The following is a 24,611-nucleotide window of genomic DNA, read 5'->3' on the forward strand; positions in this document are numbered from 1 at the left end:
TACTCAAGACTTGGTCGACCCTTCTTGATCGAGCTGCGCTTCAGACTCTTTTTTCCATTTCGTGCCAGCAATGTATGTTTTATTAATTTTTTTCCAGATGGCGTCATCACAAAGTAAGTCTGCGGCTTCTATTCTTGAGTTGGCGGGACTCTCACTTCCTGGATCAGGTTTAAAGGAGGCGTCATTGCAGGAAAGAAGTCCGTGAACCAGGTTTTTTGTATTGGCTGTTGCCTGTAATAGCCCCAAAAGTAAAGGACATGTCGCTACTAGATAGGTAAGGGGAAGTTCTGTGTGAGCTTCCTTAATGGATTTGAATTTATCAATAAATACTTTGGCAGAGGTGAGTGGATTGGTGCGGTCCAGCGCGGAACCGCCTGCAGAGCTGTTGGAGCCGCTACTCAAGTGGTAGTCCTGTTCCTCTATGTAGAACGCATTGATTACACACAGGGCGAACAACTCCATGAGGCTGGCGGCACCTACCCCGTCTTGGGCAACCTTGGGCCTGTTGGCATCACACACTTTCTCCAAGCTGAAGTAGAGGCGCGTCCAGACCTTGCCGATTAGCACAGCAGACGGATTGAGCTTTGTGCGAAGACTCGCTGTGTCGTGAAGCCATTGCTCGACAGCGCGTTCGAGCGTGGCGAGTTTTGCCGCATCGTCGGTTGCATCCTGCTCGCTGTCTTCCTCTTCGACAGTGTCATTTTCCCATTGTGGACGGGAAACACTCAGCGGTGGATAGGGCTTAGGTAAGACGCTGAGCACGGGATATTGTTTGGTATGGTCTGGTTCAAGTGCGAGCAAGCGGGCCATCAGACCTAAGATGTTGTAGATCGAGGCATACGTCCGTGAGGCAGTGCCTGATACGTCGACAAGACTCAGTGCAAAAGCGGGGAGATCTTTACTGCTTTTGAGGACGCTGAGGGCTGTCTTATAGTTAGACTCGCTTTCCTTGGGGGCCTGATCTGGTTTGCCCTTGTTGAGCCCGATAATGCCGGAATAGACCACTGCGCGGTTTGGGTTAGCACCGTATGGTGCGGAGAAAATTGTTACAGCATGACGCGCCCAGTTGAGAGCATCTTCTTTACGCCCAATACCCATGTATTGCTCGAATTGCTGACGAAGTGTCTGGGCGTCATCCCCGGTTCGGAGATCTTTACCCTTACGTCGTAGTACTTGGCCATACAGGGCTACGCTGCCGGGAGCGGCTAGCATGTAGTCGATGAGAGCTGCAGGCTTTTCCGCGCAAAGCCGAGTGACATCTGCGGAAAGGGCTGCAAAGCTGTTTTTGAGGTCTGCATTGCTGGGTTGGGGACGCAGGTATGCGGCGGTGTCAAAGTCACCGTCACGCACTGCAAGGTCGAATACGGCTTTGGTCAGTGCAGGTAGTTCGTGAGCAGCGATTGCGTCTACATCCACGCCGAATTTGTATAGGCTGCCCAATGCAAGAGCCCGAAGGCTTTCGCTTAGAGCTTCGGATAGTTCTTTATTCCATGCATAGGATTGTTGCTCATTTGAGTTGTTCTTTGCGAGGAAGGGCACGCACCGGCACAGTACCTGAAGTATTGAGCGCAACGGCTGTTTTAGCAGGAATTCGCGATACAGTTCTAGGTCGCGGGGCGTTTTGATTCGAAGTCCTTGCCGGACTAACTCATCCACCACTGTTGCGGGTTTTCTTTGGGCTTGCTCGCCCCATTTGTTGTAACTCAGTTTGTAAAGTTCTGAGTCGCTTTTCAGCAGGTTCCATAATGGGCGCAACTGAAGGCGCCGTTGCATGGGAAAGAGTTTGAGCAGGTATTGGTCTTCCAAATGGTCGACCATTTTATTGCGTTGATCTTTGCGTTCCGGCGTCTGATCATGCTTAGCCTCTCCGAGGCTGTCATAGAAATGATCGCGGACCATCAGGGAGTACAGCTCGATATCACCGGTAACTAAAATCACGAGGCGCGGGGTATCAAGGTATTTGCGAATGCATTCCAGTACATTACGCGCGTGCTGGGCATTGGTGTCTGCATCGTCAAAGGCGAGAATCAACGCATCGACACCTAGCGATTCGCAAGTAATATCGAACAGCGCATGCAAGTTTTTACGAAGGTCTGCACTGTGTCCGGCGCGCTCCAGACCCCATTCAAAAAACAACTCAGCATCTAGGTCTTGGAGCTGATCGTGACTCTTTGTGAAGAGACTCAAACCACCAGCAAGCTTCTTGAAACCCTCCCGGAAACTCTTGCTTACTCGCTCCCCTTCTAGCGTGGAGGCCTTTCTTGAGAGTGCGAGCATCTGTGTTTTGAGAGCTTTGAGTATGCTCAGGAGGATGATTTCACTACGCTCGATGCGACTGGGGTCGATGTACGCTAGAGACTCAACCGTGTGCGCCTTAAGGTCCTTTGGCAGGGCATGATAAGCGCTTTGGAGGAAGGTGGATTTGCCGGCGCCGCGAGTGCCATCAATGAAGTAGACCAAACCGCTGCCATAGGGGTAGTTCTTGGTGGGCCCAGTTCGCTCCACTCGCTTGGAATCTTGCTCAGCCTTGGCGAGGTCAGCGGTAATATTGTTTTTTAGATTCACATAACATGCATGCTGAACAAGCTGCTGCACATCGACGGTTGCGTTGTTGTCGCTGCAATCGAGATCGATGATGATGGTCTTACGGCTTTCTGTTTGTTCAGTCATGAGAGTCTCAAGGAAAGAATGGTGCCTTCACATTGATATCAGACCATATGACTGATACAAACTCCATATGATAAGGTCCTCCAAGACGCTCTCCCCACTGAATCGCCCCGAATTCCCTAGACACCCTGCAAGCTCATTGCATGACGCTTTTCAAACTCTACCGGTGACAACTGATTATTGAAACCATGACGGCGTTTCGGGTTATAGAACATCTCGATGTAATCGAACACATCACCCCCGTGCATCCTGTCGCGTGGTGTAAATTTTTCGTTTGAGCATTTGGTGTTCGCAGAGCACGTCGACGATCCGCTTTACGTGTTCGCGGTCTTGGCGTTGTGGCACCGAATGACGAACACTGGTGCGCCGCATTCCCAAGGCCTTGCTCGGATTCGGTAATTTCACATATTGATCACCGCGAAGCGCAGCCAGGGGCCGGTTCACGCTGGACAATCGGTTTTGCGCGGTGGCGATGTCGATAGCGCCTTGTTCAACTTGCTGACGCAGATGTCCGGCGTAGTCCAGCAAGGTCTGCCGATCAATCCGCCGCGCATCGTTAAACTCTGGTCCATCCTCCGAACGACACCAGCGTACAAACGCTTGCCACCGATCACTGTGAGCTTTGACCGTGCCGTAGTGCCCGTCGCCAAATAGGTCGCGCAACGCCTGCGGTCCGACATAGCTCAGCTGCCGGCCATAACCAAAATTGCGCCCATCCCGCCTACCGACCAATGCCATGACCGAGCTCCTCTCGAAGCCAAACCGTTGAAACCTTCCCTCACGTCATCCCGCCAAGAATGTTGAGTGTTATCAGGGATCAAGGCCCCTGCGGCCTGTGAGGGTTGTCCACTGACGCGGGACTGACGGCTCTTTACGACCGGGAGCTTGGGCATCTCATGATCTGGTCTCCTGAACACTTCCAAGGAAGTGGGCGGGTGGAGGCTGCATTGGCTGACGAGACCAACGCCGCGAGATCGTGAGTCGGGTGAAGGCAGTGACGCGATGACCGGGGCACGCCTGACTGTCAGTCAGGTGCAGTCCATTCCTTGGGCTGCGGCACCATCATCTGCATCGCTGTTGCTGGTGACTTCGGTGTTTGTCACGCTGATTGTCACGAGGGGGAATGCCACAAAGCCTTGTACGAGTTGGGCTGCAGCAGCGGTAGGAGCGCCCGTCTCTTTCCGGGAGAAAGAGACGGGCGCAGGTTGGCGCAAGGAAATGGCCAAGCAGATAGGTTGCTGCAAGGCAGCTATGAAAGGGGGAAGTTGCCGCAGTGGGCACACTGGTAAAAGTAGGCATCCATCACATCGCTGTGAGCGTGCGAGCCGCCGGACGCTAATCGCACTTTGGGAGAACCACCACGGTGTGGCGTAGCCTTAAAGGTTCTGGCTACCTGGGTTGCTGTCAACGACAGCGCTTGCCCGATCTTTTCTACGCCTGTGGATAATTTGGGTCAAGGCTCGAATTTTCGGGAACTCTGCAGCTGTGGATGAAATTATCCACCGGTGGAAATCAGTGGTTTTCCACAGACAGTTGCGTGGGCTTTAGATTTTTTAAATGAGGTCCATCCAAGCAGGGCGGCTTTGCAGCCCCGCTTGGATGGACCCGCGTGGAAGGGCGGACTGCGGTGATCTCATTGGCTTACCCACGTTTGGATGCGCCACGGCTATTTTGTAGGGCGGTAATGTTGTCACCGACCGGGTGAGCGAATTCGTGGGGCGTCACATGCCCATGGCGGTTGGCGTCGATGTAGTTGCTCCACCACGCCATGATCAGCCGGCGCTGCTCCAGAAATTCAGCTTTGTGGATATACGCGGCGCGCACACGGTTGCGTTCCTTGTGGCTCATTTGTCTTTCGATGGCTGCGTCGGTCCATAACCCGGACTCAAGCAGGGCGCTACAGGCCATGGTCCTGAAGCCGTGGCCGCACACGTCCTTGCTGGTGTCATAGCCGACGTTGCGGAGCATGGTGTTCACCGTGTTCTCGGACATGGGCTTCCAGTACTTGTGGTCGCCCGGTAGCACCAACTCTGAAAAGCGACTGAGGCTGCGCAGGCGCTCCAGTATTTCGATGACCTGCGGCGATAGCGGAACCATTTGAATGTCGCCGTTCATTTTGGTCCCGCGTGTGGAGTTGCGTACCCCTTCAATCGGTGCGCGCGTATCTGGGATTTCCCACATGGCGCGTTGAAGGTCGAACTCACTCCATCTAGCGAAGCGTAGTTCGCTGGAGCGGACGAATACATGCAACGTCAACAGGACGGCAAGGCGCGTCAGCTCGCGACCGTTGTAGTTGTCGATGTGTTGTAGCAGTTCGGGTAGGCGGTTGAGGGATAGGGCCGGGCGATGGACTGTGCGCGGCGCGTGAATCGAGCCTGCCAAATCCAGTGCAGGATTCATGGTGATCTGCCGAGCTCTTTTGGCCCCGCGCATGATGGTGGATAAGTAGTTCTGTACCCTTAACGCCACATCCATGGTGCCGCGTTCCTTGATGCGCTGGGTGATTTCTAGCAGGTCGTGGGTATCGAGTTCGGCGATGGGTCGTTGGCCGATCAGCGGGAAGACGTGGGTACGCAGTCGGCTCATCACGGTTTTTGCGTGTCCTTCGGTCCAGCGACGGGACATGTCGGCGTGCCACTCCAGAGCAACGGTTTCGAAAAGCAGTGCCGCCCGTTGGGCTACGATCTTGGCCTTCTTCTTTTCTTCCATTGGGTCGAGGTTGTCGAGCAGCAACGCCTTGGCTTCGTCTCGCTTACGTCGTGCGACGGAAAGGGTAACGATGGGGTAATTGCCGATGATGAGCGTGCCTTCCTTGCCGCTGGGCTTGGTGTACTTCAAGCGCCAGGTCTTCACGCCATTGGGTTTGACGAAAAGGTACATGCCTCCGCCGTCGAACAGTTTGTAGGCGCGTTCGCGGGTTTTGGCCGTGCGGCATTGCAGGTCGCTGAGGGGGATCGCAAGACGTGGCATAGGGGTACGCGCTCCTGACCGGGAAATCGCAGTACCCCTAACATACCCTCGGGGAAGGGGGATTTTGTTGGATCCCGACGGAGGGTCCTGGAACGAAAAAACCCGCCAAAGGGCGGGTTTTCGGGGCTTCCAGAGCATTCAGTGGAATGCAATGGAGCCTAATGTGGTGCCGGCACCAGGAATCGAACCCGGGACCTACTGATTACAAGTCAGTTGCTCTACCATCTGAGCTATACCGGCGTGTCAGGGCGACGATTATAGCGATTGGTTGGCTTCTGTAAACCCCTGAATTCTGACTATTTTTGTTCGGGCTTCAGGTCAGGCGCGCAGCAGGGTTTTCTTGAGTTTCTGAATGGCTTTCCAGGTTCGACTGTTTTGCATTGCGCGCAGCTGTGCTTCGGCCTGTTCGGCGCGTTGCAGGGCGGCGGCGAGCTGGTGTTCGGCGTCGCCGATGGGGTGGCTGAAGTTGTGGCCTTTGCAGAACTGGAATTCGTCCAGGTTGCACGGCGGGATGTCGAAGGCGGGTTTGAGGTTCAGGTGTTCTTCGGCGAGGTAGTAGGTGTTGATGCCATCGAACAGGATGGATTGGTAGCCGGCGTCAATGACGAGGTTTTCCCAGGTCTGGTCGCGGTCCCAAGGGGTTTCGATGAGGATTACCCATGGTCGCCATTGGGTGAAGTCCATGCCACGCAGGACGGTTTCTTCGTGGCCTTCGACATCGATTTTGAGGAAGTGGATGGCGCGGCCCTGGGCGTGTTCTTCGCAGATGGAGGTCAGGGTGCGGGACTTGATCGTTTGGCTGCGCACGTCCATGCCGGCGTCTTTGTGCATTTTGGCCATGGCCGGGTCGAGGGTCGAGAGGCCGGTGCCGGCGATGCCGTAGAAGGTCAGGTCGTCAGCACTTTCCCCGGCCGCGCACTGCAGGTTGGTGTCTTTGGGGCGTTGCTGGCAAAGGGCTTGGTAGTAGTTGGGCATCGGTTCGATGTTGATGCCGGTCCAGCCGTGGTCGTAGAACGCCTTGGTGACCGAGTCATGGGTGGGATGGTTTGCCCCGACGTCGATGTAGAAGCCGTTCTCGACGGTTTTGAGGGCGCGCCACAGGCGTATGTCTTCGAAATTCTGTGCGTAGGAAATGAAAGTCACTGGCGCATCCTGTCGGAAGAATGTTCTTGTTCGTGGCCGCGTATGCTGGCGCCCTGGCGTTTGTGTATATCAAGAGAAGTGCAGCGGTGCAATTTCCCCTGTCTGCGGTCCGGGATTAGGCATTTATGTCGTTTTGATTAAATGCTTATGCACAATGCCATCGGCAGCGCACTGGGTTTAGGTCGAATTTGTGGATCCGTTCTCATTTGTCCGCAAATGCCTGTTTTTTCGATTTTTTATCCAAGTGTACAAAAAATAAACAATATGGTTTTAGCCCTGAAACTGGCATGAATATTGGATCCACGATAATTCCATCAACAGAGTTATCCACAGGTCGAATGTGTTTAAGCGCGTTCGGCCAGGAGCAGGAAATTACGTGGTGTGAGCGGGGTGTCGCAGAAGGTGCCGACGCGGACGCTGTAACCCTGTTCGGCGAGGAAAAGTGCCCGGTCAAGGACCAGCCAAAGTTCCAGCGGACGTCGGAACAGTCCACGCAGTAGCTCAAGGTTGCGGACTTCGGCCAGTCGCTGCCAACCGGCGGCTTCGAGAGCTGGCCAATCTTGCGGGCCGATTGTGGATAACTCTTTTAGCGCGGCCAGGTGATGGCAGTAATCGGCGAAAGGTTTGTCCAGCCAGGCGCTGGGCAGGGAAGGGGTTGGCAGGTACTCGTCCATGCTGCGCAGTTGCCGTTGCAGCAAGTCGAAGCCCAGACGCCGGGCCATGGAGGTGTCGCGTTGACGTCGCACGCGGGCACCGGCGGTAACGGTTTCACTCATGGGCAGCGCGAGGTCGTCGAGGGAAAGCTGTAAGCCGGAGCCTTTGGCGGCTGAGGAAATCGGCGAGTATTGGGCAAGACCGATCCGGTTGTAGCAGCACGGCGCAATGGCGATTTGTTTGCAGCCTGTTGCGCTGGCGAGTTGAATCAATCGCACATGCAAATCACCGCAGGCGTGAAGCGCGACGGGCGTGTGATACGCACTCAGTAAAGCAGCTGCGTCTGCCGCGAGCACATCCTGTTCGATATGCAGTGCGTGCAGGTGATGACGTTGGCTGAGTGCCTGGCCGCTGGTGACCAGTGCCGGGTCGTATTCCAGGCATGTCAGTTGTTGCCCCGCTTGCAGCAGGCGGCGCCCCAGATGTCCCTTGCCCGAGCACCAGTCCAGCCAATGCCGCGGTGCCTCGGAAAACTGTAATCGACTGGCGAAGGCTTCGATCTGTTGCCATTTGCGCCCCGGCACATCGACGTTCAACCGATGGCCGGCCGCTTCAAGCGCGCGTGCGGGCAATTCATCCACGGCACTCAAGGCAACGGACATCGTTGCCAAGCAAGCAAAGGGTTCCGGTGCATTCAGGAGGGCAGGTTGGTTGTGAGCGTTTTCCGCGTCTTCCAGCGTTCGCTCGCGTAGCCATGCGGCTAACTCCGGGTAGGACGCTTCCCAGGGAAGTTGCCGATGAGTGAACGGCCGAGGTTTCCACAGTGCCTGATGCTCTGTCAGAAAAGCATCCAGCGCGGTGAAACGGGCGAGCAGGGCCTCGCCCGTCAACACGCAATCCTCAACGCCCTTGGCAGGCATCGACGCGCAGCCAGCGCTCCAGCAGCTTGAAGCCGCGCACCAGCACATAGGCCATCACCAGGTAGAACATGCCGGCGGCGAAGAAGATCTCCACCGGCAGGTAGGTCCGGGCAATGATGGTGCGGGCCATGCCAGTCAGTTCCAGCAAGGTCACGGTGCTGGCCAGGGCGCTGGCCTTGAGCATCAGGATCACTTCGTTGCTGTAGGCCGGCAGGCCGATGCGCGCGGCGCGCGGCAGGATGATATAGAGCAGCGCTTTGGGTTTGGACATGCCCAGTGCCCGTGCCGCTTCGATCTCGCCCGGTGGAATCGCCTGGATGGCGCCGCGCAGGATCTCGGCGATGTAGGCCGCTGTGTGCAGGGTCATGGTCGCCGTGGCGCACCAGAACGGATCGCGCAGGTACGGCCACATCGAGCTGTTTCGAATCGCGTCGAACTGCGCCAGGCCGTAGTAGACCAGGAACAGCTGAACCAGCAACGGCGTACCACGGAAAAAGAAGATGTAGCCGTAGGGAAATGCCCGCACCCACCACAGGCGCGACGAACGGGCGATGCCCAGTGGAATGGCCAGTAGCAAACCGGCGATCACGGCGATGGCCACCAGTTCCAGGGTCAGGGTCGCGCCCTGGGCCAGTCTCGGCAGCCACTTGATGATGACTTCCCAGTTCATTGGGTGCTCCTCGCGAAGCCGCGAGCGGCGCGTTTTTCCAGGAAGTGCATGCCGGTCATCGCCAGCACCGTCAGGCCCAGGTACATGAACGCGGCCACCATAAAGAAGGTGAACGGCTGTTTGGAGACGGTCACGCCGATTTGCGCATGACGCATGATTTCTTCCAGGCCGATCACCGACACCAGCGCGGTGTCTTTCATCAGGATCATGAACAGGTTGCCCAGGCCGGGCAGGGCGATGCGCCACATCTGCGGCATGATCAACTTGGTGAAGATGCGCCACTTCGACAGGCCCAGGGCCACGCCGGCTTCACGATGGCCTTTGGGGATGGCGAGGATCGCGCCGCGAAACACTTCCGTGGCGTAGGCGCCGAAGCACAGGCCCAGTGCAATCACGCCGGCGGCGAAGGCGTTGAGTTCGAGGTCGGGGTTGCCGAAGAACTCGCCCAGGGCACGCATCAGGTTGACGGTGCCGAAGTAGATCAACAGCACCCAGAGCAATTCAGGGATGCCGCGAACCAGGGTCGAATAAGTGCCGCCAAGCCATTGCAGCGGCTTGTACGGGGAAGTCTTGGCCAAGGCGCCGAGCAGACCGAGCACCAGCCCCAGGCACAGGGCCGAGAGTGCCAGTTTCACAGTCATCAGCGCGCCAGCGGCGAGCGCCGGGCCGAATCCGTAGAGGTCGATAATCATGGATTTCTTTTCAAATCGCGGCAGGCAGGCCGAGAACCGGCGCCATCAGGCGCCGGTCAGGCAGGTCAGTATCAATAGATGCTGAACGGGAAGTACTTGTCGTTGATCTTCTTGTAGGTGCCATCAGCGACGATTTCTTTCAGGGCGGCGTTCAGCTTCTCGCGGATCGGGTCCTTTTTACGGACAGCGATACCGATCTTGTCGCTTTCTTCCACTGGGTCGCCCTTGAACTCGTAGCCACGGCCAGCGTCGCTTTTCAGCCACTCGTAGTTGACGTACTTGTCGGCCAGGATGCCGTCCAGACGACCGGAAGTCAGGTCGAGATAGGCGTTTTCCTGGGTGTCGTAGAGTTTGACTTCAACGCCCGGCATGTTGTCTTCCATGAAGGTGCCTGCCAGGGTCGAGCGCTGGGCGCCGATCACCTTGCCTTTCAAGGAGTCCTTGTCGGTTTTGAAGTCGACGTCTTTCTTGGCGATGAATTGCAGCTTGTTGGAGTAGTACGGGTCGGTGAAGTCCACCGCGCCCTTGCGCTCGTCGGTGATCGACATCGAGGAAATCAGGAAGTCGAACTTCTTGGCGTTCAGGGCCGGGATGATGCCGTCCCAGTCGGAGGTCACGACGGTGCACTCGACTTTCATCTTGGCGCACAGGGCGTCGCCGATCTCTTTGTCGAAGCCGACGACATTGCCACTGGCATCTTTATTGTTGAACGGCGGGTAAGCCGCTTCGATGCCCATCTTCAGGGATTCGGCCATGGCACCGGCGCTGAACGCCAGGGTGACGGCGGCAGCCAGGAAGACCTTTTTGTAGTTCTGCATGTGGGTAGCTCCGTTAGCGGTTGCTGGACATGAATTGTTTGCAGCGCGCCGAAAGCGGGTTTTCAAACACCTGCTGTGGCGATCCTTGCTCTTCTACCAAGCCCTGGTGGAGGAACACCACTTCACTGGAGACCTGACGTGCGAAGCCCATTTCGTGGGTCACGAGCAGCATGGTGCGGCCTTCTTCGGCCAGCGCGCGGATGACATTAAGTACTTCCTGGACCATTTCCGGGTCAAGCGCCGAGGTGGGCTCGTCGAACAGGATGACCTTGGGCTGCATGGCCAGGGTGCGGGCGATGGCCGCCCGTTGTTGCTGGCCACCGGACAGTTGCGCGGGATAGGCATGGCGCTTGTCGGCGATGCCAACCTTGGCCAGCAGGGCTTCGGCCACTTCGATGGCTTCGGCCTTGCTCTGGCCGAGCACGCGGCGCGGGGCTTCGATGATGTTGTCGAGCACGCTCATGTGCGGCCACAGGTTAAAGTTTTGAAACACAAAACCGATTTCGCTGCGCAGGCGGTTGATCTGCTTGCCGTCGGCGGCCACCAGTTCGCCGTTCTTCGCGGCCTTGAGCTTGAGTTCTTCGCCGGCGACCAGGATCTGGCCCTGGTGCGGGTTTTCCAGCAGGTTGATGCACCGCAGGAACGTGGACTTGCCAGAGCCGGAGGAACCCAGGATCGAGATCACATCGCCGTCGCGGGCGGTCAGCGAGATGCCTTTGAGCACCTCCAGCGAACCGTAGCGTTTGTGCAAGTTGCGGATTTCAAGCGCGGGCGTGGCCTCAGCCATGTGCGTTCCTCATATATGTTGCGCTCCTGCTGTTGGCGGCCTTCCTGGCGAGGCGGCCAACCTAGCATAGCGTTTCAATGGCAGCCAACAGCGCTACGGACGGTAAACGGCTGGCGTGTGGCAGGTTGTCGCATCGGTGCAGCAGACTGTCGCCCCATCAACAACCGAACAGCCGTTTGAACCTTGCCTGTCGATAAAAAGCGCGGCGGCTGCCGCAAAAAAAGGCGCGATGTTGCCAGCTTTGACAGGGTGTTGGAAGCGCTATCCGGCCAAATGCACCGGTTGCGCACTTTTAATGTGCACAGAGCCAATTTCAGGTGTGTTTCCGGTGCACTGACTCGCCCCACAAAGTGGGTTGCAGGGTAACGCTCTGGCAAAGTGCCATTAAATTCAATGGGTTGCGATGACCGTCCGATCAGAGCGAGATCTCCGGGCTAGAGGGTTTTGAAATATTTTGGCGCAATTATTGCGTGCAGAATCCAGAACGCCCCGTTGGCTTCTTTTTACGAGAAGGATCGCCGAACGGGATGCACGCATTCGCTTCTCCTTACAAAGGTAGTTTTAATGAGCAGTACCCAAAGCTCTAATGGCCTCGAACAGGGGCTCAAACCGCGCCACGTGACCATGCTGTCGATTGCCGGGGTTATCGGCGCCGGCTTGTTCGTTGGCTCGGGTCACGCCATCGCCGCTGCAGGTCCGGCTGTTCTGTTGGCTTACGCCGCCGCCGGCATGTTGGTGGTGCTGGTGATGCGCATGCTCGGCGAAATGGCCGTTGCCTCGCCGGACACCGGTTCGTTTTCGACTTACGCCGACCGCGCGATCGGTCATTGGGCCGGTTTCACCATCGGCTGGTTGTACTGGTGGTTCTGGGTGCTGGTGATTCCACTGGAAGCCAACGCCGCCGCGACCATCCTGCATGCCTGGTTCCCTGGTGTGGACATCTGGGCCTTCGCCCTGGTCATCACGATGCTGTTGACCGTGACCAACCTCTTCAGCGTAAAAAACTACGGTGAATTCGAGTTCTGGTTTGCCCTGATCAAAGTGTTGGCCATCATCGGTTTCATTGTTCTGGGCCTCATGGCGATCTTCGGCTTCCTGCCGGGCAGCCAGGTCAGCGGCGTTTCCCATCTGTTCGACACCCAGGGCTTCCTGCCAAACGGCATGGGCGCGGTGTTGGGTGCCATCCTGACCACCATGTTCTCCTTCATGGGCACCGAGATCGTGACCATCGCGGCCGCGGAGTCGAAAAACCCTGGCAAGCAAATCTCCAAGGCCACCAACTCGGTGATCTGGCGGATCGGCTTGTTCTATCTCGTGTCGATCTTCATCGTCGTGGCCCTGGTGCCTTGGAACGACCCGGTACTGGCCAGCCTCGGTTCCTACCAGACTGTGCTTGAACGCATGGGCATCCCGAACGCCAAGATCATCGTCGACATTGTGGTGTTGGTCGCCGTGACCAGCTGCCTGAACTCGGCGCTCTACACTTCGTCGCGGATGTTGTTCTCCCTGGGCAAGCGCGGCGATGCGCCGGCCATGTCCACCCGCACCAACAAAAGTGGTACGCCTTACTGGGCGGTGATGCTGTCCACTGGTGCCGCGTTCCTGGCAACTTTCGCCAACTACGTGGCCCCGGCGGCGGTGTTCGAATTCCTGCTGGCCAGCTCCGGCGCTATTGCTCTGCTGGTGTACCTGGTGATTGCGATCTCGCAACTGCGCATGCGCAAACAGCGTGTGGCTCGCGGTGAGAAAATCGTCTTCAGCATGTGGCTGTTCCCGGGCCTGACCTACGCGGTGATCGTGTTCATCGTCGCGGCCCTGACCATCATGCTGTTCCAGGAAGCCCATCGTGTGGAAATTCTCGCGACCGGCTTGCTCAGTGCTCTGGTGGTAGCGGCCGGCTTGCTGGTGGCTCGCCGCCGCAACCTGGAAAAACGCGGCGCGGTGGTGCTGAACTGATCCATACCGAGTAATGCAAAACGGCCGCTGTCAGTGATGACAAGCGGCCGTTTTTGTTTCTGTCGATTGTTCTGTGTTCAGTCGACATGAACCCAGTCTTCTACGCGTAACCCTGGAACGCGCTCGAACTCCCGCAGGTTGTTGGTGACCACGATTAACCCGCGTGAGCGTGCGTGCCCGGCAATCATCTGGTCGTACGGGCCTATGGGTGTGCCGGCCTTTGCCAGTTCGGATCGAATCATTCCGGTGTGCGCTGCTGCTTCGTTGTCGAAGGGCAGGACTTCAAGTCGGGCGGCGAAGCCCTCGATGACCGCCAGGTTTTTTTCGGGCGCTGCTGATTTTTCCGCGCTGTAGATCAGTTCCATCAGCGCGACCGCACTGATGCACAGTTGGCCGTGATGACGGTTGAGCGCCTCCCGTACCACCTGTGGTTTGTTCTTGATGGTGAAGATGCAGATGTTGGTATCGAGCATGTACTTGATCATCAGAACGACTCACGCTCCTGCTCGGCGGGTTGCTCGCGATCGGTCATGAAGTCTGCCGTGATGCTTTCGCCATCGAACCAACTGTCCCAGGTTTCACCGGCGGGAGTGATGATTCGGCTTCGACCTACGGCGACGACGTCGACTCGTTTCACGTCGCTTGGCATGGCTACAGCTTTCGGCAGGCGAACGGCCTGGCTTCGATTGCTCATGAAAAGGGTTGTCTGTTCCATTTGGACCTCCTGCGCTTTTGCTGGCGCGATGTGTCCAAAGGATAGGTTTTGCGCTGGATATGTCAATGGGATATACGCGGTGCCTGACGGAAGGAAAGCACTCGATTCAGAGCTAAAAAGGCCGCTGTCAGTGATGACAAGCGGCCGTTTTTGTTTGAGTCGTAACCCTTACTCGGCTTTTTCTTCCGGTACTTCCAGCGACTCGCGGTAGACATCCAGAGCAGCGCTGAAATCGGCGATGAACTGCGGCTCGCTCAGCCATGCCTGGGCGGCGTCGCGGTCCATGCCGTCGGCCCACATGCGGTAGTCGATCAGCATGTCGGCGGCCAGGTGGGTGGCGGCCATGCCTTCGTCATCGGCGTTTTCCATGTCCAGCAGTTCTGGATGGTCGATGATGATAAAGGCGAGGTTCGTCAGCAGCACCGAGAGCATTTCGCTGCGGTTGACGGCTTCCGCGTCGCGCATTTTGCTGAACATCGCCAGGGTGTATTCCGGGATCGGTTCGGCGAGGTGGCCAAGGTCATCGTCCAGCGCGGCGGGTTTGCGGCCGTGGATATTGATCTGCTTGGCTTTGGCTTTTGCACGCTTGGCGCGTTTCTGTTGCTTGTTCAGGGAGGCCATGGGAACTCAGTTCGGTTTCTGTTGGGTTTGCGCGGCAATGGCGTCGGACGCCGCCACGTAGTCAGCCTGGAAGGCCGGTGATTCGATCCACGCCAGGGCGCTGGCTTCGTCGGTTTCGGTCGACCATTGGCGATATTCGATCAGAGCAGCGAGGATGAAGTCTGTCGCTGTTTCCTCACCTTCCTGCTCCAGTACCAGTGCGATAAGCGGATGTTCCAGAAAGGCCGCGCACATGGCCTGCTGGCTGATCTTTTGTGCGTCGATCATCTCCTTGAACATGTCGGTCAGGTCCACCGATTCGAAGTCGATGCGATCATCGTTCGGGTCCAGTTCCACCGGTGCGGCAGCCCGCTGGGTGCGGTTCTGCTTGGCCTTGGCCTTGGCGCGGGAGGCGCGTTTTTGCTGCTTGTTGGCGGAGGCCATGGGCGTCGTTCCGTATTCGTTGAAAGGGCAATTGACTTAGCTGCGCGGTACTCGCCGCCCGGGGGTATCGGGGGCCAGTTCGCCGTTTTGCAGCCAGGTCAATGCAATGGGCCATAGTGTGGCTTGGTATGCGCTGCGAAAAAAGGCGAAATGTCCGACTTCTTCTTCGCCGATGTCTTCGGGATGGATACGCAGGTGAGAGTTTGTGCTGCCGGTGAAGTAGCCGAGCAGGCGTTCGATGGCCGGAATTGTGCCGTAGGGATCGTCGCTGATGCTGATGGCCAGGGTTTGCGCGGTGACACCGACAAAGGGCAGCTGCCCGGCGGTTTTGCTGATTGTGCGGGCGCTGGAGCGTTTCTCGAAACGGGCAGTGGAGAAGCTCCAGTCACGGACCACGCCGGCGGGTGTGTCTTCCAGCCAGCCAAGGCGTTTGCCCGGAAAGTAGCCGTAGATCATCGTTACCAGTGGCATCAGCACATGCCACTTGCCGAACATGCGCCAGCGATGGGCCGGCGCATAGTCGCGCCAGTAGGCGAATTGCGCACCGACCGTCACCAGACGCCGGATCAGGTGCCCGGACGCCCCCAGGCCCGCTGCACAGCCGCCAAAGCTGTGGCCGACCACATCGATAGGCTGCCTTGGGAACTCACGCTGTGCGCGCTTGAGCATCGCCTCGAAATCCAGCGCTCCCCAATCGGTCCACGAGGCTTGAAGCCCCTTGAGCGATGCCGGCCGCGACTCGCCGATGCCGCGGTAGTCATAGGTGATGACATCGAAGCCGTGGGCGAACAGGTAGTCGGCAAAACGCGAGTAATGGCGGCAACGGACCGAGGTGGCGGCATTGATGATCACGACCGGACGAGCGGCGTCCTGAGAGGCGTGTCGCCAAGTGAAGCCACCGAGGATGAAACCGTCCGAAGCGGTTTCCTTGAACGGTTTGCCGGGCGTGGTAATCGGCAGCGGCAACTCGATTTGAGTGGGGGCCGGTGGAGGCGTGTCCTGCAAATTCATCGGCGTCAGTCCTTTGCGGGTAGCTGCCAACGATAGTCTTGATGCCGTTGATGAACAATCCGTTCGCCTCAACGCGGTTGTTGATCGAGCAGTCGTTCTTCAAGTGCCGCCCATTGCCGATCCAGTTCGTTACGCAGTTCCTCTTCACTCGGCAGGACAAGCTTGTACTTGCTGGCGAGCAGTTGCTCGTTGCCTTCCAGCACTGAGTAACGCACCACGGATTCATCCTTTTGCGCGCAGAGAATGATGCCGACGGTGGGGCTGTCTTGCGCGCCACGTTTGAGGTCGTCGTACATGCTCAAGTACATGTCCATCTGCCCCAGATCCTGATGGGTCAGTTCACCGCGCTTGATATCGAAGATGACGAAGCACTTGAGCAAGTAGTTGTAGAACACCAGATCGATGCAGAAGTCTTTGCTGCCGATACTGATGCGTTGCTGGCGGGCAATGAATGCGAAGCCCTTTCCCGGTTCCAGCAAGAAGCCCTGCAATTGTTCGATCAGCGCTTGTTCGATCTCACTTTCCTGAAGCTTGCCGGCATTGGGTAAACCAAGAAACTCCAGTACCACCGGATCACGGATGAAATCCCGAGGGCTGGCCTTCATGTTCTGAATGTGGGTGGCGGCCTCCTGCTTGAGACTGCCGCGATCGCGGCTCGCCAGCAGGCGTTCGTAGTACAGCGTATTGATCTGGCGCTCCAGCGCTCGGCTTGACCAGTTTTGGGTGACTGATTCGTTCATGTACCAGAGGCGCGCGCTGTCGTTGTCGACCCGAAGCAGGCGGCGGTAGTGGGTCCAGCTCAATTCGGAACGCACTGCGTTCCAAATTGGAAAAGTTTGATAAAAATCCCGCATGTAACGCAGATTGCGTTCGTCAAAGCCTTTGCCGAAGTCGGCACTGAGCACTTTCGCCAAAGTGGCCAGTAAGCGTTTGCCATATCTCGCACGCCGAGCCCCTTCCTGCTCGAACTCGACAATATGTCGCCCGATCTGCCAACAGGTTTGTACTTGCACGGTATCGACCGCCCGAAGCGCCTTCTGACGTGCCTGATGGATCAATTTGCCAAGGCTGCCAAGCAGTGATGCGAGATGTGGGTCGTGAGTGTCGTTGGGTGTGAGGGCCGTCATGAAGTCTTCCGCAGCAGGTTGAACAGCGAAAGAGAATGACAAGTGAGCACCCTTCGAAGATGCCGGGAGTTACTGAAACACAGGCAGGAAATGCCGGGTTCGCTGGCAGGACGTGTCGGAGGGCAGGCGAGGGCTGCGGAACAAATGGCGTAGTACGTTTCGTACTCAGGCCAAATCAATCTGAACCCTTCCCTCCGACTGGAAATCCAAAGGATGTAACGATTGGGTTCTGCAGAGCCCGGGAGTCGTCATCATGAAATACCTCCATACACTCCTGTTGCCCCTCACCGCTGTAGGCGTGCTGATGTTTCCAGCGATGTCACCTGCCGCCAGCCTTGAGCCCATCGACAGCTCGGGGGTGCAGGTGCAAAGCCATGAGCAAAACGGCATCGCCTACCTGTCCGGCGGTATCGGCGAGGATGAGTCCAAGGCCATCCAGCAGACCACCGGCTATAACCTGCACATGACGTTCTCTGTCGGGACGGAAAATAAATACATTCCTGACGTGAAGGTAGTTATTCAGAAAGCCCCGGGGCAGACCGTACTGACGCTCAATGACGCCGGTCCGCTGGTTTACGTGAATCTGCCTGCCGGTAAATACACGGTCATTGCGACGCGCAACGGCGAAACACGGCAGGACGTTGTCGATGTTGGCAGTGGTGCAGCCCGTAACCTGGTTTTCCACTGGAATGATGCGAGTTAACGAGAGCTCTAAACCCTGGGTCCTGCGACTCAGGGTTTTTCGTTATTAACACCCGCGTACGCTTGGATGAGTGCAACGCGTAAAGGGTTGGTTTCTACGCTCAGCAGCTTGATGGCCAAGGCGCAGCAGACCACGATCAACATGGGTTTGATCAACCGTGGTCCGACCCGGACAGCGGCCCGTGCACCCAATTGAGCGCCGACGAAGGCTGCCAAAGCCATGGCAATGGCTACCGGCCAGATAATCACACCTTTGGTGATAAAGACCGACAGAGAACCGAGATTGCATGAGGCGTTGGCAAGTTTGGTAAAGCTCATGGCCCGCATCATGCCCAAGCCGCAGAGCAGTACGAATCCGACGATAAAGAAAGAGCCCACACCGGGGCCAAATATACCGTCGTAGAAGCCAAGAATCGGCGCAACGCTAAACGAAAAAAGCAGAATGCCGATTCTCTTGCGTCGATCTTCATTGGCCAGCTTTGGAGAGAGCGCAAAATAGATGGCTACCAGAATCAGCATGATAGGTACGCAAACTTCCAGATAGCGCTTATCAATAGAGCTGACCAGCAAGGCACCACTGGCGCCGCCAATAAACCCGCAGACAACCAGGAAACGACCTTCGCGCCACTCGATCATCCCTTTGCGAGCAAAGGTTACAGTTGCCGATACAGTTGCCGAAGCGGCCTGGAACTTGTTCGTGGCAATCGCACTGATGGGGTCCATCCCAGCCAGAAAAAGTGCAGGCAATGTTATCAGCCCGCCCCCACCTGCAATGGCATCAAAAAAACCGGCGCAGAACGCCACGAGCGCCAATAGGCTAATTACATCCCAAGACATCCCAATCCCTCTTTTACAATTATTGGCCGGTCATCTACTTGACTGGTCATTCAATAGTCTGAAGCTGTGACAGACCTCAGCCCTGAAGTCGCAACGGGTCGTCTGTGATAACAATGGGGGAAGAAAACTTCGATAGTCCGAAAATGCGGACCAGAACACGTCTGTTGTCTTTGATCAGATCACGACAATGCAGTGCTCGAACGTTATTGATGACCATTGCCGACTCTTGCGTCAGCGTGTACTCGACTGGAGCTGCTTCGCCTACGCTCTGGCAAAGAGCGGCGTAGGCCGTTTTGACAAAGCGAGGGGCGTTATCGCTGACCGAAAATCGGTATGAGTTGAAACGGGCCGCGAATCCGACCTTGTCATCGAACTCCAGTATCGAAACATTGCGCCCGTCCCCTCCCTTGCCACTGACGAAGGAGTCACTGCGGGTGAACTGAAAATTCCCTGTAGTCAGGGCGAGGCAGTTGGTTACACCGATTTTTTCCAGCACGGGTGGCAGCGGAATTACCGAAGTCGGTTCCAGGCTCGGGTTCCAAAGGGCGGAGAGTATGAGCGACGACGGCGATGGGGAGTGCCCGTCTTTCGCGTTTATCGCGCACCAGTAAGGCGCCTCGGTGTGTGGGCCGAGCGCCAGGCCTGAGTGGGAACTCAGTTCTTTGATGTCCGGCTCGGCAGGGATTTTGGTCAGTCCGCCGCCCTTGAAGTTGGCCACCAATCGAACCAGTTTTCCTTCATTGTCCATGTCGTAGGCAAAGGCACTGTTATCCACCAGTTTCAACAAGATCTGATTACGGGCGGCCAGGCAAAGAACGTCGTATCGGTTTTCCAGGGATGTCAGGTCGGGCAGTTCATTGGGAGGGCTGACATCGGTGATTTTTTGCAGCCCTTCAAAGATCAATACGGAAACAAGGCCATCGGAGTAGGCACCCAGCAGTTCGCATTGGTCTTTCGAAAACGAGAACTTCAATTCAATGGCTGCCAAAGCGGCTTTGGACTTGGCTCCTGGTGCCTGCGGCCCGCCGATGGCGGCCAGCTCTTCGGCGAACATGTGCAGCAATGCTGACTGCTGGATATCAAAGCTGAACGTTCTGATTTCTTGTTCGGTAAAAAACTCAGCGGTTTCGACGTCTGGTTGAATAGCCTCAGTCATTGTCTTCCCTGTTGTGTATCTGCTCCCGCCTGTGCGGCAGCTTATCCTCCAATTCTGCACGAGCCGATGATCAGCGTATGTCATCCAATTCCGTTAAAGCATACGGAACGTTCCGACAAACCAAGAGACTGCCAGGAAGGGCCGATTTCCAATGTCTGAAGCTTTTGGGGGCTCAGCCCCGGCAACCATTACGGGCACTTGCTGGCGTGGCGAGAGGAGGTGGGAATTGTCGCTTCGATGGTGACTGGACCGGTGCCTCGTCAAATCGCAGGCATAAAAAAACCCTGAATCTTGCGATTCAGGGTTTTCGGTATTTGGTGCCCAGAGACGGAATCGAACCGCCGACACGGGGATTTTCAATCCCCTGCTCTACCGACTGAGCTATCTGGGCAACGGGGCGCATTAAACGGGTTTTTCAGGGGGTCGTCAAGCAAGTTTTCAAAAAAAATTTAATTATTACCGTCGCTTACGTTCCGACCCCCGATAAATCGGGGTTATTCCGACGGCGGCACGTAGCCTTCGGCCTTGGCGTATTCCTCGCCGGAGAAGTACTTGTCCATTTCGCCCTGCAGATATTTACGATCTTCGGCGTTCATCATGTTCAGGCGTTTTTCGTTGATCAGCAGGGTCTGGTGCTTCTGCCAGTCGGCCCAGGCCTTTTGCGAGACGTGGTCAAAAATGTCCTGGCCTTTGGCGCCCGGGAAGGGAGCGCGCTCCAGGCCTGGCAATTCTTCTTTGTACTTGCGGCACATGATGGTGCGGGTCATGACGACTCTCCTGCGTTCAATACGGCGGCCGCGCGTTCGAGCAAGGTTTTGACCGGGGCGGCAAGGCCCAGGCGCGGCGGGGTGGCGAGGTTATACCAGAGCCAGTCAGCCTCGGCCACGTGATGGCCGGACTCCTGGACCTGAACCAGCCAGGGTTCGATGGATAACTGAAAATGGCTGAAGGTGTGCACCAGGCTCGGCAATGCCTGTTGGGTGCCCAGTTCCAGCGAGTGCTGCGATGCCAGATGCGGCAGGTCGTCAAGGTCGTCGAGTTCCGGCAGGCTCCACAAACCGCCCCACAGGCCCGTGGACGGGCGACGGTAAAGCAGGATTGCGCCCTCGCCGTTGGCGAGCATCGGCATCAATGTGCGTTTCTGCGGGATAGCCTTGCGCGGCTTGGGGATCGGGTAGCGGGTTTCCAGGCCGAGCATGTGCGCCTCACAGCCATTTTTTAGCGGGCACAGCAGGCAGCTCGGTTTGCTGCGGGTGCAGAGCGTGGCGCCCAGGTCCATCATCGCCTGGGTGTAGGCGTTGACGCGGGTCTGCGGCGTAAAGCGCTCAGCGTTGGCCCAGAGCTGTTTGGCGACCTTCGGCTCGCCGGGGTAGCCCTCTTGTGCGGTAAATCGCGCCAGCACGCGTTTGACGTTGCCGTCGAGGATCGGCGCGCGCAGGCCCATGCTGATGCTGGCAATGGCGCCAGCGGTGGACAGGCCGATCCCCGGCAGATCCGTGAGTTTTTCCACATCCCGGGGAAATTCGCCGCCGAACTGCTCGACGACGATCTTCGCGGTCTTCTGCAAATTGCGTGCGCGGGTGTAGTAACCCAGGCCCGTCCACAGGTGCAGCACTTCGTCTTCCGGTGCCGCCGCCAGAGCTTCGACCGTTGGCAACGAGGCCATGAAACGGTCGAAGTAGTTCAGCACGGTGCTGACCTGGGTCTGCTGCAACATGATTTCCGAGACCCATACCCGATACGGGTTGATGTCCTGCTGCCAGGGCAAATCGTGACGGCCGTGGCGGTCGAACCAGTCCAGCACCGCCGTTGAAAACTGCTCGGCTCTCATCGCTTGAACAGCTCCTTGAGCGCGTCTTTGAGTTTCGGGTTGACCTTGTCGCCCCATTTCTCGTCGATTTTTTCGCTGATCCTGTCGCCAGCCAGTTTGGCCGCGACCTGGCTCATGCGGTCGTTATCCAAACGGCAAGCCTTGGCGCCCAGCTCCAGCGGGCCGCGGCAGCGCAGTGGCCACTCGATGCCGACAAACTTGTCGCCGACCTGGCAGGCCGGGTCCGGCATGGCGCTGGTATCGCCTTCGACGATGATGCCGACGCGGTAGTCCATGCCCAGCACTCGCAGATCGATGTCACCGTCACCGTTGACGGTCATGCCCGGGATGCGCACTTTCAGGTCGGGGTTGCTGGCCACGCCGTTACGCAAGGTCAGGTTGCCCTTGAGCTCCTGGAACGGTGTGTCCTTGCCCCGCGGCTCGCCGCTGAGGGATTTGCGGTTGAGCGTGGCAATGCCTTTGCACAGCTGTTGCTCAAGGTTGGCGTTGAGCAGCACGCCATTGTTGATGAGGAAACTGGCGTTGCCGTTGAGGGTTTCGATCAACGCTTTCTGGCTGTTGCCGCTACCGGTCAGGCTGCTGTTGAGCGTGACCAGGCCTTTGACCGGCGGGTTCTTGCCCTGGCTTTCGAGGATTTTTTCTGCCGGTACCCGGCTGATTTTCGTCTGCAGGTTCAGCGCCGGCACTGGCTGGCGTACATCGAGCGTGCCGGTGGTTTCGAAGTTGCCCTCGTACAGGTCGCCGCGCAGGTTGGCCAGTGTCAGCAGGCCGCCCTGGCCGGTGGCCTTGAGCGCAGCGTTATTGATCGGCAGTTTTTGCAGGGTCAACTGGCCGAAGGTCAGGTCGGCGTCCACATCGAGCTTGCTCAAGCGTTCCACGGGCAACAGGCGTTCGTTGCTCCACGCGTCCTTGGTCGGCGCGGGTGGCAATGGAGTGCTGCCGGCGCCGGCCATGGCATTGGCTTCGGTGCTGGCGACTTCGGCTTGACGCACTTGTGTCGCGCTATTGGCCTCGGCGGATTTCGGTGGCAGGTAACGGTCGACGTTGAAGGTGTCGGCCTTGAGTGCTGCGCGCAACGATTGCTTGGCGAAGTCTTCGACGGCGATACGGCCGCTGAAGGTGCTGTCGTCGACTTTCAGGTTGAGGTCGTCGAGCGCCAGGCTGGTCGGTGTCGCTGCCAATCGGCTGACCAGCTCGACTTTGCTCAGGCTGCCTTCGGCCATGGCCGGGAGCTTCTGGCCGACGCTGTCGACGAATTTCGCCAGGTCGAACTGGGCAATCGAGATGCCGCCGCTGACTTGTGGGGTCTTGTCGAGGTCGTTGACCTTCAGTTCACCCAGTGCCCGCAGTTGGTTGGCGGAGATCTTGATACCAGTCCATTCGGCAACGTTGGCGGCCTTGTCCAGCACCAGCTGGCCCTGGGCGGAGAACGTCATGGTCTTGCCCTGCAATGGGTCGCCGGTCACTTCACCGGACAACTTCATGTCTTCGAGTTGATAGCGCTGCAGTGCGCGTGCGATGCGCACCTCACCATTGAGCTCGGTACGCACACGCAATGCCGGCTGGTTGGCTGACAGGAAAGCCGTGAGCTTGAGCGGAATGTTGACGGAGTCGTGAACCGCACCGGTGCTCAACTGAATGCTTTCGGCGCTGAAGCTCTTGCCGGTTCGTTCGTCGGTGTATTCAACCCGTGCGTTGTTCACGGTCAGGCTGTCGATGTCCAGGCGAATCGGTTGCGGCGGTTTTTCCGCCGCGACGCTGGCTTCGGGCGCAGGTTCGCCAGCGGCCGGCGGGGTGCTGGTCGCGTCGGTATTGGCCGGTGCCGGCAGCTTGCCGACGTCTTGCCAATTACCGTGACCGTCCTTGTCGCGGTTCAGGCGCAGGTTCAGGCCCTCGACGCGCACGTCGCTCATCTGCACTTCACGGCGCAGCAGCGGCAGTACGCGCACCGACAGTCCGAGCATCTGCAAGTCGGCAAACGGCTCGGCAGGCTTGATCAGGGTCGCCACACTGGCGTCGTGCAGCTCCAGGCCCAGCCACGGGAACAGGCTCCAGCCGATATCGCCATTGAGCGTCAGCTCGATGTGGGCCTTGTCGCGGGCAATCTGGCGAATCTCGTCTTTGTAGTCGTTGGGATCGAAGAGGTGGGTCAGGGCAAAGCCCAGCGCCACAATGATCAGCAACAGCCCCAGAAGTACCAGACCCAGGATTTTGCCGAACGCTTTCATGGGCGAGTCCTTGTAATTAGTCGAATTCAAAATTTAGCCGAGGAGTATAGCGCCCCCGAACAGACGACCGGTCAGCGATCACGCCGGCAATATGTCCAGCGGCAGTTTCAGCTTGGCGGCCAGTGCCTGTGCCTCCAGATGCCCGGCAGGCGCGAGCAAGCGCAGGGTCATGCCCGATTGCGCGGCCATTTTCTGGGCTTCGGCGACCAGTCGCTCGGCAACACCACGGCGACGGGTAATTTTTCGCACACATATTTGGGACAAGTGCCAGGCGTCTTGGTGCCTTTGCAGGCGGGCCGCGCCCAGCAGGCGATCGTTGAAGCGTCCGGCGATCAGTGTGCCGTCGCGCAAACAGTCTTCGATCAACTGCGCGGCCCCGGAAAAAGGGGCGAACAGCCAGTCCGGGGCGTCGCAGTAGATCTTCTGCAGATCCTGCCGATCCTGGGCAGTGGCTTGGTTCAGCGGCTCGACAATGATCGGCATGGTGATTCCTGTGAGGTCATGAAGCGATAGAGATCAGATGACGTACAAAAGGTGATGTCAGTTTGGTTTTTCTGTCACTTGCAGATGGTAACCTTTGCCCGTTCGTCCGTCCTTCTGCGACCTGTTGTCGCACAACAAGGTGCTCCACCAAAAAAACGGTCATGCCTGCGTGCATCAAGGCCGGGAGTGAACCGTGGCTG

The 24,611-nt window shown here is 57.7% G+C and carries 22 protein-coding genes, 2 tRNA genes and 2 pseudogenes; 2 read left to right on the forward strand and 24 right to left on the reverse strand.

From position 1 onward, the window contains the following. Window positions 1–3: 3 nt before the first annotated feature. The 11 genes and pseudogenes from AC1DXW_RS00140 to AC1DXW_RS00190 all read right to left on the reverse strand — a co-directional run bounded on the left by AC1DXW_RS00140 (window position 4) and on the right by AC1DXW_RS00190 (window position 11,321). Window positions 4–2,670 carry a hypothetical protein gene (locus tag AC1DXW_RS00140; protein ID WP_169876445.1) on the reverse strand — a complete coding sequence of 889 codons (2,667 nt, stop codon included), beginning with the start codon at window positions 2,668–2,670 and terminating at the stop codon, window positions 4–6. A gap of 116 nt (window positions 2,671–2,786) precedes the next feature. Beyond that, a pseudogene (locus AC1DXW_RS00145) lies at window positions 2,787–2,946 on the reverse strand (IS3 family transposase); the annotation flags it as partial. Then, window positions 2,947–3,405: pseudogene (locus AC1DXW_RS00150) on the reverse strand (integrase domain-containing protein); the annotation flags it as partial. It lies immediately after the preceding pseudogene. A gap of 903 nt (window positions 3,406–4,308) precedes the next feature. Next, window positions 4,309–5,637 (reverse strand): tyrosine-type recombinase/integrase, encoded by a 1,329-nt coding sequence (locus AC1DXW_RS00155; protein WP_477756033.1) that lies wholly within the window; start codon window positions 5,635–5,637, stop codon window positions 4,309–4,311. Window positions 5,638–5,801: 164 nt separating this feature from the next. Then, window positions 5,802–5,877, reverse strand: a tRNA-Thr gene (locus AC1DXW_RS00160). 78 nt (window positions 5,878–5,955) lie between these two features. Next, window positions 5,956–6,780, reverse strand: coding sequence for an FkbM family methyltransferase (locus AC1DXW_RS00165; RefSeq protein WP_477756032.1), 825 nt, complete (start codon window positions 6,778–6,780; stop codon window positions 5,956–5,958). A gap of 344 nt (window positions 6,781–7,124) precedes the next feature. Further along, window positions 7,125–8,354, reverse strand: a complete 1,230-nt coding sequence (locus tag AC1DXW_RS00170) for a methyltransferase (protein ID WP_477756031.1) — start codon at window positions 8,352–8,354, stop codon at window positions 7,125–7,127. Then, complete coding sequence (locus AC1DXW_RS00175) at window positions 8,335–9,024, reverse strand: ABC transporter permease (RefSeq protein WP_223457877.1); 690 nt, start codon at window positions 9,022–9,024, stop codon at window positions 8,335–8,337. Before AC1DXW_RS00175 ends, AC1DXW_RS00170 begins: the two co-directional genes overlap by 20 nt. After that, window positions 9,021–9,716 carry an ABC transporter permease gene (locus AC1DXW_RS00180; protein WP_008046524.1) on the reverse strand — a complete coding sequence of 232 codons (696 nt, stop codon included), beginning with the start codon at window positions 9,714–9,716 and terminating at the stop codon, window positions 9,021–9,023. Before AC1DXW_RS00180 ends, AC1DXW_RS00175 begins: the two co-directional genes overlap by 4 nt. A gap of 71 nt (window positions 9,717–9,787) precedes the next feature. Continuing rightward, entirely contained in the window at window positions 9,788–10,534 is a 747-nt protein-coding gene (locus tag AC1DXW_RS00185) for an ABC transporter substrate-binding protein (protein ID WP_477752659.1), read from the reverse strand. A gap of 13 nt (window positions 10,535–10,547) precedes the next feature. Continuing rightward, window positions 10,548–11,321: an ABC transporter ATP-binding protein gene (locus tag AC1DXW_RS00190; RefSeq protein WP_007972784.1), complete on the reverse strand. Its 774-nt coding sequence runs from the start codon at window positions 11,319–11,321 to the stop codon at window positions 10,548–10,550. 564 nt (window positions 11,322–11,885) lie between these two features. On the opposite strand from AC1DXW_RS00190, the gene gabP reads away from it, so the two are divergent. Further along, the gene (gabP, locus tag AC1DXW_RS00195) at window positions 11,886–13,277 is read left to right on the forward strand and encodes a GABA permease (RefSeq protein WP_477752658.1); all 1,392 of its coding nucleotides are present in this window, start codon (window positions 11,886–11,888) and stop codon (window positions 13,275–13,277) included. A gap of 77 nt (window positions 13,278–13,354) precedes the next feature. On the opposite strand, the gene vapC is transcribed toward gabP, so the two are convergent. The 6 genes from vapC to AC1DXW_RS00225 form a co-directional block, all read right to left on the reverse strand. Continuing rightward, on the reverse strand, window positions 13,355–13,762 hold the full coding sequence (vapC, locus tag AC1DXW_RS00200; RefSeq protein WP_477752657.1) for a type II toxin-antitoxin system tRNA(fMet)-specific endonuclease VapC: 408 nt from the start codon (window positions 13,760–13,762) through the stop codon (window positions 13,355–13,357). Next, a complete protein-coding gene (gene vapB / locus AC1DXW_RS00205; protein WP_223544571.1) occupies window positions 13,762–13,992 on the reverse strand; it encodes a type II toxin-antitoxin system VapB family antitoxin in 231 nt (76 codons plus the stop codon). The genes vapC and vapB overlap by 1 nt, the downstream gene beginning before the upstream one ends. Before the next feature lie 168 nt (window positions 13,993–14,160). Continuing rightward, window positions 14,161–14,613 (reverse strand): hypothetical protein, encoded by a 453-nt coding sequence (locus tag AC1DXW_RS00210; protein WP_477752656.1) that lies wholly within the window; start codon window positions 14,611–14,613, stop codon window positions 14,161–14,163. Window positions 14,614–14,619: 6 nt separating this feature from the next. Then, the gene (locus tag AC1DXW_RS00215) at window positions 14,620–15,036 is read right to left on the reverse strand and encodes a hypothetical protein (protein ID WP_477752655.1); all 417 of its coding nucleotides are present in this window, start codon (window positions 15,034–15,036) and stop codon (window positions 14,620–14,622) included. Between the two features lie 36 nt (window positions 15,037–15,072). Continuing rightward, window positions 15,073–16,047 carry an alpha/beta hydrolase family protein gene (locus tag AC1DXW_RS00220; protein WP_477752654.1) on the reverse strand — a complete coding sequence of 325 codons (975 nt, stop codon included), beginning with the start codon at window positions 16,045–16,047 and terminating at the stop codon, window positions 15,073–15,075. 68 nt (window positions 16,048–16,115) lie between these two features. Then, window positions 16,116–17,174: a PDDEXK nuclease domain-containing protein gene (locus AC1DXW_RS00225; RefSeq protein ID WP_477752653.1), complete on the reverse strand. Its 1,059-nt coding sequence runs from the start codon at window positions 17,172–17,174 to the stop codon at window positions 16,116–16,118. Between the two features lie 253 nt (window positions 17,175–17,427). Between AC1DXW_RS00225 and AC1DXW_RS00230 the strand changes: the two genes are divergently transcribed. Continuing rightward, window positions 17,428–17,877 carry a carboxypeptidase regulatory-like domain-containing protein gene (locus AC1DXW_RS00230; RefSeq protein ID WP_477752652.1) on the forward strand — a complete coding sequence of 150 codons (450 nt, stop codon included), beginning with the start codon at window positions 17,428–17,430 and terminating at the stop codon, window positions 17,875–17,877. A 29-nt stretch (window positions 17,878–17,906) separates the two neighbouring features. Here AC1DXW_RS00230 and AC1DXW_RS00235 read toward each other — a convergent pair whose 3' ends face one another. The 7 genes from AC1DXW_RS00235 to panM form a co-directional block, all read right to left on the reverse strand. Continuing rightward, window positions 17,907–18,713: a TSUP family transporter gene (locus AC1DXW_RS00235; RefSeq protein ID WP_477752651.1), complete on the reverse strand. Its 807-nt coding sequence runs from the start codon at window positions 18,711–18,713 to the stop codon at window positions 17,907–17,909. A 76-nt stretch (window positions 18,714–18,789) separates the two neighbouring features. Continuing rightward, window positions 18,790–19,869, reverse strand: coding sequence for a hypothetical protein (locus tag AC1DXW_RS00240; RefSeq protein WP_477752650.1), 1,080 nt, complete (start codon window positions 19,867–19,869; stop codon window positions 18,790–18,792). A gap of 315 nt (window positions 19,870–20,184) precedes the next feature. Next, a tRNA-Phe gene (locus AC1DXW_RS00245) sits at window positions 20,185–20,260 on the reverse strand. A 103-nt stretch (window positions 20,261–20,363) separates the two neighbouring features. Further along, window positions 20,364–20,636 (reverse strand): oxidative damage protection protein, encoded by a 273-nt coding sequence (locus AC1DXW_RS00250; RefSeq protein WP_477752649.1) that lies wholly within the window; start codon window positions 20,634–20,636, stop codon window positions 20,364–20,366. Beyond that, a complete protein-coding gene (gene mutY / locus AC1DXW_RS00255) occupies window positions 20,633–21,700 on the reverse strand; it encodes an A/G-specific adenine glycosylase (RefSeq protein ID WP_477752648.1) in 1,068 nt (355 codons plus the stop codon). Before mutY ends, AC1DXW_RS00250 begins: the two co-directional genes overlap by 4 nt. Further along, the gene (locus tag AC1DXW_RS00260; RefSeq protein WP_477752647.1) at window positions 21,697–23,928 is read right to left on the reverse strand and encodes an AsmA family protein; all 2,232 of its coding nucleotides are present in this window, start codon (window positions 23,926–23,928) and stop codon (window positions 21,697–21,699) included. The genes mutY and AC1DXW_RS00260 overlap by 4 nt, the downstream gene beginning before the upstream one ends. Window positions 23,929–24,006: 78 nt before the next feature. Beyond that, complete coding sequence (gene panM, locus AC1DXW_RS00265) at window positions 24,007–24,411, reverse strand: aspartate 1-decarboxylase autocleavage activator PanM (RefSeq protein ID WP_477752646.1); 405 nt, start codon at window positions 24,409–24,411, stop codon at window positions 24,007–24,009. Window positions 24,412–24,611: the final 200 nt, after the last annotated feature.

The organism is Pseudomonas sp. P4_C4, assembly GCF_056402055.1.